The organism is Methylomonas sp. Kb3, from assembly GCF_002834115.1.
Taxonomy (GTDB): domain Bacteria; phylum Pseudomonadota; class Gammaproteobacteria; order Methylococcales; family Methylomonadaceae; genus Methylomonas; species Methylomonas defluvii.
The window spans coordinates 77,143-90,132 of the sequence record NZ_PIZT01000005.1 but is presented as its reverse complement, the minus strand read 5'-3'; the positions used below and the strand labels follow the sequence as shown (position 1 = coordinate 90,132).

The following is a 12,990-nucleotide window of genomic DNA, read 5'->3' as shown; positions in this document are numbered from 1 at the left end:
TTCGACCCCCTTGCTATTGCTTAACAGGGCGCCAAACGTTCATGACAAAATTCATATTCATCACCGGCGGAGTGGTTTCATCCTTGGGAAAAGGGATAGCCGCTTCATCGTTGGCAGCCATCTTGGAAGATCGCGGCCTGAAAGTTACTCTCACCAAACTCGATCCTTACATTAACGTCGATCCCGGCACCATGAGCCCGTTTCAACACGGCGAGGTATTTGTGACGGAGGATGGCGCGGAAACCGATCTGGATTTAGGCCATTACGAGCGGTTTTTAAAAACCACAATGGCCAAGAAAAACAACTTCACTACCGGCCAGGTCTACGAGCAAGTGTTGCGCAACGAGCGCAAGGGCGAGTATCTGGGGGCGACCGTACAGGTCATTCCGCATATTACCGACGAAATCAAACGCCGCGTTTATGCCAGTGCAGAAGGTACCGATGTGGCACTGATCGAGGTCGGCGGCACGGTTGGTGACATCGAATCTCTGCCGTTTTTGGAATCCATCCGGCAAATGGGCGTGGAATTGGGTCGAGACCGGGCGGTATTTATCCACCTGACTTTGGTGCCTTACATCAAGTCTGCCGGCGAGATTAAAACCAAACCGACGCAACATTCCGTCAAAGAGCTGCGCACCATCGGTATTCAGCCGGACATTTTGATTTGCCGTTCCGAGCAGCCGATTCCGGCCAGTGAGCGTAAAAAAATCGCCTTGTTCACGAATGTCAACGAGAAAGCGGTTATTTCCGCGATTGACGCCGATACCATCTACCGCATTCCACTGTTACTACGCGAACAAGGATTGGACGACATCGTCGTGGCTCAGTTACGCCTCGACGTGCCGCCGGCTGATTTGTCGGCTTGGGAGAAAGTGGTCGATGGCCTGACTCACCCCACCGATGAAGTCAATATTGCCATCGTCGGTAAATACGTCGATCACACCGATGCCTACAAATCCTTGAACGAAGCTTTGATTCACGCTGGGATCCACACCCGTCACAAGGTGCAAATCACTTATATCGATTCCGAAACCATCGAAGCCGAAGGCACCGCAAAGCTGAAAGATGTCGATGCGATTCTGGTGCCGGGCGGTTTTGGCGAGCGTGGCGTGGAAGGCAAGATTTCTACGGTACGCTTCGCCCGCGAAAACAAGATTCCTTACTTGGGCATTTGTTTGGGCATGCAGTCCGCGGTTATCGAGTTTGCTCGCGATGTGGTCGGTTTGGAAGGTGCGCATAGCACCGAGTTTTTGCCGAATAGCCCACACCCTATCATCGGTTTGATTACCGAATGGATGGATGAAGCAGGCCAATTAAACGTGCGTGACGAAGATTCCGACATTGGCGGCACCATGCGCTTGGGTGCGCAAAAATGCCGTTTAAAATCCGATTCATTGGCGTTCGAGTTGTACCAAAAAGACGTGATCACCGAACGCCATCGCCATCGTTACGAATTTAACAATCAGTATTTGAAGCAATTGGAAGCGGCGGGTATGCGTTTCTCCGGCAAATCGCTGGATGGGCGCTTGGTGGAAATTATTGAGCTGCCCGATCACCCCTGGTTTTTAGCCTGCCAATTTCATCCGGAGTTTACCTCGACACCGCGTAACGGTCATCCGCTGTTCTCAGGCTTCGTCGAAGCGGCCGCCAAACACAAGAAGCACCCTCTAGGGGCATAAACAAGGTTAAACATGCAATTATGTAATTTCGAAGTCGGCCTGGATAAGCCGTTTTTCCTGATCGCCGGTACTTGTGTGATCGAAAGCGAACAAATGACGATGGATACCGCCGGTAAATTGAAAGAAATAGCCGACGAGTTGAATATCCCTTTCATTTATAAATCGTCATTCGACAAGGCCAACCGTTCATCCTTGGGCAGTTTTCGCGGGCCAGGTCTGGAAAAAGGTTTGCAGATTCTGGAAAAGGTTAAGCAACAATTGCATGTGCCGGTTTTGACCGATGTGCATGAAGATACGCCGCTAGAAGAAGTTGCGGCGGTGGTGGATGTATTGCAAACCCCGGCATTCCTGTGCCGCCAGACCAATTTCATCCAAAGCGTCGCCGCCTTGGGTAAACCGGTGAATATCAAAAAAGGCCAGTTTTTAGCGCCTTGGGATATGGCCAATGTCGCTGCCAAAGCCAAGGCCACCGGCAATCAGCAAATCATGGTTTGCGAGCGCGGCGTGTCGTTTGGCTATAATAATTTGGTTTCGGACATGCGTTCGCTGGCCGTGATGCGCGACACCGGTTGCCCGGTGGTATTCGATGCCACCCACTCCGTGCAGTTGCCGGGCGGGCAGGGAAATGTCTCCGGCGGCCAGCGTGAGCATGTGCCTGTGTTGGCGCGCGCGGCAGTCGCAGTGGGCATTGCCGGGCTTTTCATGGAATCGCATCCCAAACCCGAAGAAGCGTTGAGCGACGGCCCGAACTCCTGGCCCTTGCACCGCATGAAAGAATTATTGGAAATGTTAGTAACGATAGACCGGGCTGTTAAATCCACCAGCCTGATTGAAACCACACTATAGGGCAAAATAATGGCAAGAATAGTAGACGTAAAGGCAAGAGAAGTTCTGGATTCACGCGGTAACCCGACTGTGGAAGCGGAAGTGTATTTGGCATCCGGCGTCGTCGGGACCGCGATGGTGCCATCCGGCGCTTCCACCGGCGAACGCGAAGCGATTGAATTGCGCGATGGCGATAAATCCCGTTATTTGGGCAAAGGTGTGTTGAAAGCGGTTAACTTCGTCAACACCGAAATTCGTGAAGCCGTTGTGGGTATGGACGCCAACAACCAAGCCGCGCTGGACGAAAAAATGATCGCGTTGGATGGTACTCCAAGCAAAAGCCGCATCGGCGCCAATGCTATCCTGGGTGTTTCCATGGCGGCTGCCCGTGCTGCTGCGCAAGAAGCCGGCGTACCGTTGTACAAATTCCTGAACAAATCCGGCGAATTCATTCTGCCTGTACCGATGATGAACATCATCAACGGCGGTTCGCACGCTGACAACAGTGTGGATTTGCAAGAATTCATGATTTTGCCTGTTGGCGCGCCAACCTTCCGCGAAGCGATCCGTTACGGTGCCGAAGTATTCCATAACTTGGCTAAAGTATTGAAAAGCCGCGGTTTGGCGACCACTGTCGGCGACGAAGGCGGCTTTGCGCCTAACTTGTCTTCTAACGAAGAAGCCATTGAAGTGATCTTGGAAGCGATCGAAAAAGCCGGTTACAAAGCAGGCGTTGACATCTATTTAGGTATGGACGCTGCTGCTTCAGAATATTTCGACGACGGTAAATATGTGCTGTCTGCGGAAAATCGCAGTTTCAATTCTACAGAAATGGTCGATTTCCTGGCTGCGTGGGTTGATAAATACCCCATTATCTCCATCGAAGACGGTCTGGACGAAAACGATTGGGACGGCTGGAAATATCAAACCGAAAAATTGGGAGGCAAAATTCAATTGGTCGGCGACGACTTGTTCGTGACCAACCCTGCCATCCTGAAAGAAGGTATTGAGAAAGGCATCGCCAACTCCATTCTGATCAAAGTCAACCAAATCGGTACCTTGACCGAAACTTTGGCAGCTATCGATATGGCTGCTGCTGCGGGCTACAGCGCCGTGGTTTCTCACCGTTCCGGCGAAACCGAAGACACCACCATCGCCGACTTGGTGGTTGCTACCGGTACCGGTCAAATCAAAACCGGTTCATTGAGCCGTTCCGACCGGGTTGCCAAATACAACCGTCTGATGAAAATCGAAGACGAGTTGGGCGACAAAGCCAAATACGCCGGCCGCAGCGCGTTTAAAATGTTGTCCAAATAAATGTAGGTCGGGTTAGCTAAGCGTAACCCGACATGATTGCTCTACGATGTTGGGTTACGCTCTATCGAGCATAACCCAACCTACATTGAGATACCGCCATTAAAACCCTGATCGCCATCATCATCCTGTTAATCGTTCACTTCCAGTATCGGTTGTGGCTAGGTGATGCCAGCGTCTCGCAGATTAGCGATTATCGGGAGCGCCTGGAAACCTTGACCAAGGAAGCCCAGGAAAAAAAGGAACGCAACGACTCCTTATATGCCGAGGTGCTGGATTTGCGCCGCGGTTTGGAAACCATCGAAGAACGCGCCCGCTACGAGCTGGGCATGATCAAGGAAAACGAAACCTTCTTTCAAGTGCTTGAGTAGAGCATGAATCAAACTCCTAAATGCTGGGCAGTTGTCCCGGCAGCCGGCGTCGGCAAACGCATGCAAGCCGACCGCCCTAAACAATATCTGCCGCTGGCCGGCAAAACCGTCATTGAACATACCTTAGACCGATTATTGCAGTCCGGCGCTTTTCAAGCCGTGGCTGTAGCAATATCCATTGAAGATCCGTATTGGCCGGAGTTGGATGTGTCTAAACATCCGCAGGTGATTACCGCACCTGGCGGGAAAGAGCGGGCCGACTCGGTACTATCGGCTCTGAAATCTTTGCAAGGCCAGGCTGCCGAAGACGACTGGGTGCTGGTGCATGACGCCGCTCGGCCTTGTCTGACGGCTTCTGACATTCATCTGCAAATTGACACGCTGAAAGACGATGCAGTCGGCGGCATTTTAGCGCTGTCTTCGCACGACACGCTCAAGAATGTGGATGGCGATACTATTACCGCTACGGTTGATCGAAAGCACATCTGGCGCGCGTTGACCCCGCAGATGTTCAAATATGGCATGTTGCGCGATGCGCTACAACAAACCGAAGGCAATCCGGCCATTACAGACGAAGCCAGTGCGCTGGAATTGTTGGGTTTTCAGCCGAAAATCGTCGAAGGCCGTCCCGATAACATCAAAATCACCCGGCCGGAAGATCTGGCGCTGGCGCAATTTTATATGGAGCAACAAGCATGATCCGAGTCGGCCAAGGCTACGACGTCCACCGTTTCAACGACGGCGACCACATCATTTTGGGTGGCGTAAAAATTCCCTACGAAAAAGGCCTGGAAGCCCATTCCGACGGCGACGTGGTGCTGCATGCACTAGCTGACGCCATTCTCGGCGCGGCGGCTTTAGGCGACATCGGCAAGCATTTTCCAGACACCGACCCCGAATTCAAGGGCGCTGACAGCCGCGTATTGCTACGCCACGTCTATAAAATCGTTCAGGAAAAAGGCTACAAATTAGTCAACGCCGATGTGACCATCATCGCCCAGGCACCGAAAATGCTCCCCCATGTGCCGGCCATGTGCGCCAACATCGCTGCCGACTTGGCTGTCGATGTCGATTTCATCAACGTCAAAGCGACTACCACCGAGAAACTGGGTTTCGAGGGGCGCAAGGAAGGTATTGCGGTGCAGGTGGTGGTGTTGATTGAGAAATAAAAACCTTATTAGTGGCTGATCTAGCCAGAAGGCACTCACCGCGCACCTTCTGGCTAGTGTCTTCGTTACGGCCTTCGTTCGGTATGCGGTGCGTCCCCTCAGATTTTTGGTGTTGATGCTCTGTAAATTAAGGAGTCGACTATGAGTAGAAATGACGCCATAAGCGAATTTATTGCTTATGGCTTCGAGCACTATGGCGACGGCTTCGGAATTGTGCTTTTTGGTATCACTATCCTTATTAGCTCCGGGATGATTCCTTGGCTAAGCGGCAGGCAAAAAAGGGGAGTTAAAGGGTATTTAGACGCGCAAAATGACTCACGTCCGCCAACTACGGAGGAAGAGTATTATCACTCGCACTACCTTACCTTTAAGGTTGGAATCTTCTTTGTTGTGTTAGGTGTTTTTTTTATACTTTTTCAACCAAGCTAATTTTCTGAACATTTTGGTTTGCTGCGCGATACGCTGAAGCAGGGCAACGAAAATTTTGGTTAGGTCGGCCAGGGGGCGCGTAGCGTTTCCGGATAATTTATTGGTAACAACCCTGATATGTCGGGTGCCGTCTCGGCAACAGCTCCTGTGGCGCTATACCTCCCGCATCCATGCACTCGTATTGCAACAACTTGACCAAATCTCCAATGACAGATTTTAGTTTACCCGAATGGCCTTACGCCTACGGTGGCCCGTCCGGTGCCGGCGCCATTAAAACCGAGCCTGAAGATTTCGTCGTCGAAGAAATTCTATCGTTTGAGCCGGAAGGCAGTGGCGAGCATGTATTCCTGCATATCGAAAAAATCGGCGAAAACACCGAATATGTGGCACGGCAGTTGGCTCGCCATGCCGGTGTCAGACAACAAGATGTCAGCTACGCCGGTCTGAAGGATAGACACGGCCGCACTCGGCAATGGTTCAGCGTGTGGTTGCCGGGTAAGGCTGATCCGGATTGGTCAGCTATCGAAACCGACCGGTTGCAGGTTTTGCAAACGGTCCGGCATGCCCGGAAACTTAAGCGCGGCGTATTGGCCGGCAACCGCTTTACTTTGCTGATCCGCAATTGGACAGGCGATCAAGAACTTGCCGAAAAGCAGTTGCAACACATCAAAGCCCAGGGTTTTCCCAATTACTTCGGCCCGCAGCGTTTCGGGCATCACGGCCAAAATATCCAGCGCGCGCTGGCCATGTTTGCCGGTGCCAAGGTCAAACGCGAACAACGTTCCTTGTATCTGTCGGCGGCGCGCTCGTATTTGTTCAATTTAATCTTGGCCCGGCGCGTCGAGCAAGCCAATTGGCAGCGTGCGATAAGTGGCGATGTATTCAAGCTAGACGGCAGTAATAGCTGTTTTACCGGCGATACCAACGACGTCAGTCTCTCGGCACGTGTCGAGCATGGCGATATTCATCCCACCGGGATCATGTGGGGTCGTGGCGGTAAGATTGCCACAGCTGAGGCTGGTGCGATAGAAGACGCCGTGATTGCCGCTAACGCAGCCGTAGCCGACGGATTGCTTGCGTTTGATCTGGAAGCAGATCGTCGGGCCTTGCGCGCATTGCCGCAAGATATGGCGTGGCAGTGGTTGGACAATCAACTCAAGTTGAGCTTCAATTTGCCCGCCGGTAGCTATGCCACCGCCTTGTTACGGGAAATTATCGGTGATGCACCTGGTGCCGGTGATTGAATTTGCTTTGATAAAATTGCTTTTTAAGTTGTAATGGCAGCGCTTTATAATACTTAAGTACAGTAGCGCGCCTAAGCGTTATAAGAACTATAACTTCTACTCACATCCTCCATGCCTGATAGCGGCCAGATATCCGGACCAGCAGATTCCACGTTTGACGATCCTTTATTGTTGGCTTTGCTGTCGGTCTGCAAGTTGTTGCATATCCCGCAAACCGCCACGGCCTTGGTGGCAGGGCTGCCCTTAGTCGATAATAAATTAACACCGGCCTTGTTTACGCGAGCCGCTGAACGCGCCGGTTTGACCAGCCGCTTGTTGCGCAGGCCCTTGCAGAAAATTTCCAATTTGGTGCTGCCGGCAGTGTTGTTGCTTAAAGATGGCAACGCCTGCGTGTTGCTTGCCAAGAACGCAGAAAACTATACCGTGGTGTTGCCGGAAACCGAGAGCGGCGAAAAGATTGTTAGCGTTGCGGAGCTGCAAGCCAGTTACAGCGGTTCGGCTTTTTTTGTGCAATTACAGCATCGCTTTGACGGCAGAACCGCGGAATCGGCGGTGCCTAAGGTCAAACATTGGTTTTGGGACGTCCTGTATAAATCTTGGCCGATTTATGCGGAAGTGTTGGCGGCTTCGGTATTAATCAATCTGTTTGCTTTGGCGGCGCCGTTATTTTTCATGAATGTGTATGATCGCGTGGTGCCGAATCACGCGCTGGAAACTTTGTGGGTACTGACGGTAGGCGTGCTGATCGTGTTTGGCTTTGAATTGGCGATGAAGCTGCTGCGAAGTTATTTTATCGATGCGGCCGGTAAGCGCGCCGATATTATCTTGTCGGCGAATATTTTTGAAAAACTGATGAATATTCGCATGGAAGCCAGGCCGCCATCGGTGGGTGCATTTGCCAACAACCTGAGCGAATTCGAATCGTTTCGCGAGTTTTTGACCTCGGCGACGCTGGTGACATTGATCGACTTGCCGTTTTTGTTTTTGTTTTTAGTGATTATTTATAGCGTCGGCGGCAGTTTGGCTTTGATTCCGTTGGCGATTTTACCGTTGGCCATGTTGATTGGTATCGCCTTGCAGGCGCCGTTAAAGAACACGATCAACGCCATGTTCAAATTCGGCGGCGAGAAAAATGCCACGTTGGTGGAAGCGCTGTCCAATCTGGAAACTATCAAAACGGCCGGTGCGGATGGGCAATTGCAGCGCCGTTGGGAACAGAATGTCGGCGAAATTGCCCGGCTGGGGTTAAAGTCGCGGTTTTATGCCGGCTTAACCGTCAATTTGACTGCTTTCCTACAGCAATTGGCATCGGTACTGGTGGTGGTGGCCGGTGTCTACCAGATTACTGATGGCGATTTGACGACCGGCGGCCTGGTGGCTTGCACGATGTTGACCTCGCGGGCCTTGGCGCCGGTCGGGCAGGTCGCTGCATTATTGACCCGTTACCATCAAGCTGTCACCGCCTTGGGGTCGTTTAACCGCATGATGGCCTTACCGGTGGAACGCGAGAGTGGCAAGGACTATTTGCATAGGCCGGGTTTCAAGGGCGAGATAGAGTTCAAGCACGTCCGTTTCAGCTATCCGCAGCAACCGGTCAAGGCCCTGGACGGCATTACGTTTAAGATCAAGGCTGGTGAGCGTGTGGGGTTTATCGGCCGCATCGGTTCCGGCAAGAGTACCTTGGAAAAATTGATGCTGGGGTTATATCAGGCGCAAGAGGGTTCGATATTGATAGACGGCACCGATATTCGCCAAATCGACCCTTCCGATTTACGCCGGCAAATCGGCTATGTGCCGCAAGATATTGCCTTAATGTTTGGCAGCGTGAAGGACAATATTGTCTTGGGTTCACGCTACGCCGATGACGCTGCGGTGTTAAAAGCGGCGGCGATTGCCGGTGTGGATCAATTCGTCAGTAAACATCCTGCGGGTTTTGATTTGCAAGTGGGCGAACGCGGTGCATCCTTGTCCGGTGGGCAGCGGCAGAGTATTGCGCTGGCTAGAGCTTTGCTGTTGTCGCCATCCATTTTTATTATGGATGAGCCGACCAATGCGATGGACAACAGTAGCGAGGAGGCGTTTAAACAGCGGTTTGCCGCGCAATTGGGCGAACAGACTCTGATACTGGTTACGCACCGCATGTCGTTGCTGAGTTTGGTGGATAGATTGATCGTAATGGACGGCGGACATATGGTCGCCGACGGTCCCAAGGATCATGTGCTGGAAGCCTTGCGCCAAGGACAGATCAAGGTGGCTATTTGATATGTTGAAAAAAATAGCCGAGTGGCGCGCTGAGCATCGCTATCGAGCCGAAGATCAGGGCTTTTTAAGCGACGTCAACGCCGCCAATCTTTACGAATTACCCTTGCAAAGCCATTTGATCCTGTGGTCATCGGTGGCATTTGTGGTGGTGGCCTTGGTTTGGGCCGGATTTGCCAGCTTGGACGAAGTCACACGTGGTGACGGCAAGACCATACCGTCCAGTCAGGTCCAGGTGGTGCAGAATCTGGAGGGTGGTATCGTTTCGGAAATATTGGTTCAAGAAGGCCAATTGGTGGACAAGGATCAAGTGTTGCTGCAACTCGATCAAGTCCGTTTTGCTTCCTCGTTTAAGGAAGCCAAGTTAAAGTATTACGAGTTACTGGCGAATACCGCGCGCTTGAATGCCGAAGTCAACGGCACGCCTTTGGCGATTCCTGAGGAGGTTTTGAAAAACGCGCCGCAAATTGCCGAGAATGCCAGGCAATTGCTGGTTTCCAAGCAGAGCGAAATCAGGTCGAATAGTGACATTTTCGCCGAGCAGGTACGGCAGAAAGAGCAGGAAATTATTGAAATTCAATCGAAAAGCGACCAGTTGGCGCGTAGCTACAAATTATTGCAAGACGAAGTGAAGATGTCTGAACCGCTGGTGGCTGACGGGGCGATGTCGCAAGTTGAATTATTGCGTTTGCAGCGTGCTGCCAACGATTTGAAGGGCGAGCTGAATTCTGCCAATCTGGCGATGCCGCGGCTACGTTCGTCATTGGACGAAGCGCGTAACAAATTAGCGGAGATCAAGATTCGTTATAAAACCGAAGCCTTGAAAGAGTTGAACGAGGTGAAGGCGGAACTGGATCGTACATCCGAATCTGCCGTTGCTTTAGAAGATAGGGTTAGCCGTACCAGAGTGCTGTCGCCGGTAAAAGGCACGGTAAAACGCATCAAGGTGGCTACGGTGGGCGGCGTTATTCAACCCGGCATGGATTTGCTGGAAATCGTGCCGCTGGAAGATCAGTTGTTGATAGAAGCGAAAATTCGGCCGGCGGACATTGCTTTTCTTCGCCCTGGGCAGAAAGCTGTGGTAAAACTAAGCGCTTATGATTTTTCGATCTACGGTGGCCTGGAGGCCTCTTTGGAACATATCAGCGCCGACAGCATACCCGGCGAAAAGAAAGATGAAGACAGTTACTACTTGATTCGTTTGCGCACCGCTAAAAATTACCTGGAAAAGGGCGGCGAACGCTTGGAAATCATTGCCGGGATGACCGCGGAAGTTGATATTTTAACCGGAAAAAAAACAGTGCTTGATTACCTCTTAAAGCCGATATTGAAAGCCAGGGATAGGGCTTTAAGAGAACGATAACTCATAACAACAATTACATTTGTGGCTAACATACTGATTTATTCCAATAATCCTCAGCTGACGGCGCAGTGGACTCATGCGCTGATCGCGGAATATAACGTTAGTATGCTGCACAGTATCCGCAGCGAATATACGGCCGATGCAGTGATTTTCGATGCAAAAAAACTGGATGACGATGCCAGTTTGTTAACGGTTTTTGCTAACAAAAAGGTCCGGTTTCTGGTGATGGGTTGCGATTGGCCGGAACATAAGCAGATCGAGGTGCTGATTAACGGTGCCGCCGGCTATTGCGAACAATCCGAAGCGTCGGAACTTTTAACTCGTGCGGTAGCTTGTATTTTGGCGGGCGATATTTGGATTCGTCGGGCTTTGGTGCCCAAGGTCATTGGTGTGTTGACCAGTGCCAGGCGTCCACAACTTGCACCTAATACTGTCGATACCGAACTAAAGCTAAAGCAACTGGCTAGTTTATCCGCGCGCGAAGTGGAAGTGGCGGACATGATACGGCAGGGCGAAAGTAATAAGCGTATTGCTTTTGCGATGAATATTTCCGAGCGTACTGTAAAAGCGCATTTATCGTCGATTTTTAGGAAATTGAATGTCGACGACCGATTGAGATTAGCCCTATTGTTAAAAGAAATCGACCAATATCAGAGAGGAATGTTATGAGAGTCAGCAGGAGTTTGAGTTTAGGAATAGCCATGCATTTGGCCTGTGTATCCAGCAGCCAGGCGTTGAGTTTGCAAGAGTCTATTCAGAAAGTATTGGATGAAAATCCCCAAGTCCAAGCTGCCAAATCAGAACGCCGCGCGGTTGAAGAGGAAATCGGCCAAGCCAAGGCCGGCTATTTTCCAACGGTGGATGTCACAGCCGGCATCGGCTGGGAAGAATCGAATAACCCTACCACTCGGGGCCGCGGTGACGGCTCGGTTTTTTATCATAGGGAGGAAGGGGCGATTCTGGCCAGGCAAATGTTGTTTGATGGTCTGGCTACTCCGAATGAAGTGGAGAGACAGGAAGCTCGCACCGACTCACGAGCCTACACCGTATTTGGCCGGTCGGAAATAACCGCGCTTGATGGTGTTGAAGCCTACATCAAGGTGTTGCGACGTCAGGAGTTGTTGAATCTGGCTAAGGAAAATCTGCAACGTCATCAAGGTACCAACGATCAAATCAAACTGCGTAGTGAACGCGGCGTGGGCAAACGGGCTGACGTCGACCAGTCGATGGGCCGGGTAGCCTTGGCGGAAAAGAATGTGTTGTCCGAAATCGGTAATTTGAAAGATGCCGAGACCAGTTTCTTGCGAGTCATAGGTATGCTGCCGGAAGGGATTCAGCCGATTCAGTCCCCTGAAGCCGCATTGCCTCAGACGCTTGATCAAGCCATAGAGGAAGCGTTGGCCGACCATCCTATTCTGAAATCGGCCAATTCCGATATCGATTCGGCATTTGCTCAACATGCTACGGCAATGGCGCCTTATTTTCCGCGTTTTGATATTGAGACCGGCGTCAGTCATAACTACAATCTGGACGGTATTCGCGGTACCAACTCGGATATGACCGCGATGTTACGCATGCGCTATAACATTTTTAACGGCGGTAAGGATGTGGCCCGTCGCGAGCAAACCGCGCAGTTGATCAATCAGGCCAAGGATATTCGCGATAATACGCATAGGCAGGTGATTGAAAGCATGCGTTTGTCGTGGGTGGCTCACCAAACCGTGAAAAGTCAGCTGGAGTTTTTTAAACAGCACGTCGATGCCAGCGAGAAGACTATCAGCGCTTATCAGCAGCAATTCAATATCGGGCAACGGACGTTATTGGACTTGTTGGATACCTTCAACGAAGCCTATATCGCCAAAAGTTCGTATATCAATGCCAAATATGACGAGTTGTTTTCGCAATTCCGGATTTTAGCGAGCAAAGGCCAATTGAATAAGTATTTGGGTACGACCTTGCCAGCCGAAGTTCAACCGCTTAGTGCCGCTGACTAAGGCGATCAATCGTTAATAGTTAAGGCTAGGTAGAGACTTAGACTTCCCCCCAAATTGAACCTATTTGGGGAGAAGTTTTCAATGAGGCTGATGAGCCGTTTGGAGCGCTGGTCGATAAACTGATTCAATACAATTTGACCAGCTAGAGCTACTTGGCAATACGCAATACCGCTTCCGACACTATCTCCATCAACTCTTTACCACCTTGTTGCACGTATTCTACAATCGCTTTACGCATGCGCGGTTCCCAAAAGTTGCGGATATGTTGTTCAACGCCTTTAATGGCCAATTCCCGATCGGGTTCGGATTTAAAAAAAGCGCCAATGTTATTGGCCATTTTAAT

At 51.1% G+C, this 12,990-nt stretch carries 13 protein-coding genes; 12 read left to right on the top strand and 1 reads right to left on the bottom strand.

Annotated elements, in window-relative coordinates:
- Positions 1–41 precede the first annotated feature (41 nt).
- The 12 genes from CWO84_RS04100 to CWO84_RS04045 all read left to right on the top strand — a co-directional run bounded on the left by CWO84_RS04100 (position 42) and on the right by CWO84_RS04045 (position 12,647).
- On the top strand, positions 42–1,679 hold the full coding sequence (locus CWO84_RS04100) for a CTP synthase (protein WP_033158830.1): 1,638 nt from the start codon (positions 42–44) through the stop codon (positions 1,677–1,679).
- 12 nt (positions 1,680–1,691) lie between these two features.
- Positions 1,692–2,525 carry a 3-deoxy-8-phosphooctulonate synthase gene (kdsA, locus tag CWO84_RS04095; protein ID WP_026601940.1) on the top strand — a complete coding sequence of 278 codons (834 nt, stop codon included), beginning with the start codon at positions 1,692–1,694 and terminating at the stop codon, positions 2,523–2,525.
- Positions 2,526–2,534: 9 nt separating this feature from the next.
- Positions 2,535–3,821 (top strand): phosphopyruvate hydratase, encoded by a 1,287-nt coding sequence (eno, locus tag CWO84_RS04090; RefSeq protein ID WP_101051832.1) that lies wholly within the window; start codon positions 2,535–2,537, stop codon positions 3,819–3,821.
- Positions 3,822–3,919: 98 nt separating this feature from the next.
- Positions 3,920–4,189 carry a septum formation initiator family protein gene (locus CWO84_RS04085; protein ID WP_101051831.1) on the top strand — a complete coding sequence of 90 codons (270 nt, stop codon included), beginning with the start codon at positions 3,920–3,922 and terminating at the stop codon, positions 4,187–4,189.
- A 3-nt stretch (positions 4,190–4,192) separates the two neighbouring features.
- Positions 4,193–4,888 (top strand): 2-C-methyl-D-erythritol 4-phosphate cytidylyltransferase, encoded by a 696-nt coding sequence (ispD, locus tag CWO84_RS04080; RefSeq protein ID WP_101051830.1) that lies wholly within the window; start codon positions 4,193–4,195, stop codon positions 4,886–4,888.
- Entirely contained in the window at positions 4,885–5,358 is a 474-nt protein-coding gene (gene ispF, locus CWO84_RS04075) for a 2-C-methyl-D-erythritol 2,4-cyclodiphosphate synthase (RefSeq protein ID WP_101051829.1), read from the top strand. The genes ispD and ispF overlap by 4 nt, the downstream gene beginning before the upstream one ends.
- A gap of 141 nt (positions 5,359–5,499) precedes the next feature.
- On the top strand, positions 5,500–5,787 hold the full coding sequence (locus CWO84_RS04070) for a hypothetical protein (protein ID WP_101051828.1): 288 nt from the start codon (positions 5,500–5,502) through the stop codon (positions 5,785–5,787).
- 206 nt (positions 5,788–5,993) lie between these two features.
- The gene (gene truD, locus CWO84_RS04065; protein WP_101051827.1) at positions 5,994–7,031 is read left to right on the top strand and encodes a tRNA pseudouridine(13) synthase TruD; all 1,038 of its coding nucleotides are present in this window, start codon (positions 5,994–5,996) and stop codon (positions 7,029–7,031) included.
- A 111-nt stretch (positions 7,032–7,142) separates the two neighbouring features.
- Entirely contained in the window at positions 7,143–9,293 is a 2,151-nt protein-coding gene (locus CWO84_RS04060; protein ID WP_101051826.1) for a type I secretion system permease/ATPase, read from the top strand.
- A gap of 1 nt (position 9,294) precedes the next feature.
- The gene (locus tag CWO84_RS04055) at positions 9,295–10,653 is read left to right on the top strand and encodes an HlyD family type I secretion periplasmic adaptor subunit (RefSeq protein WP_033158837.1); all 1,359 of its coding nucleotides are present in this window, start codon (positions 9,295–9,297) and stop codon (positions 10,651–10,653) included.
- A gap of 21 nt (positions 10,654–10,674) precedes the next feature.
- Positions 10,675–11,322, top strand: coding sequence for a response regulator transcription factor (locus CWO84_RS04050; protein ID WP_165786264.1), 648 nt, complete (start codon positions 10,675–10,677; stop codon positions 11,320–11,322).
- Positions 11,319–12,647: a TolC family outer membrane protein gene (locus CWO84_RS04045; protein ID WP_240617954.1), complete on the top strand. Its 1,329-nt coding sequence runs from the start codon at positions 11,319–11,321 to the stop codon at positions 12,645–12,647. The genes CWO84_RS04050 and CWO84_RS04045 overlap by 4 nt, the downstream gene beginning before the upstream one ends.
- Before the next feature lie 148 nt (positions 12,648–12,795).
- On the opposite strand, the gene CWO84_RS04040 is transcribed toward CWO84_RS04045, so the two are convergent.
- Entirely contained in the window at positions 12,796–12,984 is a 189-nt protein-coding gene (locus tag CWO84_RS04040) for a formate dehydrogenase subunit delta (protein ID WP_276308146.1), read from the bottom strand.
- Between the last annotated feature and the right edge of the window lie 6 nt (positions 12,985–12,990).

Coding starts and splice junctions, on each gene's coding strand:
- CWO84_RS04100 (WP_033158830.1), top strand. CDS start 42: ATGACAAAATTCATATTCATCACCGGCGGAGTGGTTTCATCCTTGGGA.
- kdsA (WP_026601940.1), top strand. CDS start 1,692: ATGCAATTATGTAATTTCGAAGTCGGCCTGGATAAGCCGTTTTTCCTG.
- eno (WP_101051832.1), top strand. CDS start 2,535: ATGGCAAGAATAGTAGACGTAAAGGCAAGAGAAGTTCTGGATTCACGC.
- ispD (WP_101051830.1), top strand. CDS start 4,193: ATGAATCAAACTCCTAAATGCTGGGCAGTTGTCCCGGCAGCCGGCGTC.
- ispF (WP_101051829.1), top strand. CDS start 4,885: ATGATCCGAGTCGGCCAAGGCTACGACGTCCACCGTTTCAACGACGGC.
- CWO84_RS04070 (WP_101051828.1), top strand. CDS start 5,500: ATGAGTAGAAATGACGCCATAAGCGAATTTATTGCTTATGGCTTCGAG.
- truD (WP_101051827.1), top strand. CDS start 5,994: ATGACAGATTTTAGTTTACCCGAATGGCCTTACGCCTACGGTGGCCCG.
- CWO84_RS04060 (WP_101051826.1), top strand. CDS start 7,143: ATGCCTGATAGCGGCCAGATATCCGGACCAGCAGATTCCACGTTTGAC.
- CWO84_RS04055 (WP_033158837.1), top strand. CDS start 9,295: ATGTTGAAAAAAATAGCCGAGTGGCGCGCTGAGCATCGCTATCGAGCC.
- CWO84_RS04045 (WP_240617954.1), top strand. CDS start 11,319: ATGAGAGTCAGCAGGAGTTTGAGTTTAGGAATAGCCATGCATTTGGCC.
- CWO84_RS04040 (WP_276308146.1), bottom strand. CDS start 12,984: ATGGCCAATAACATTGGCGCTTTTTTTAAATCCGAACCCGATCGGGAA.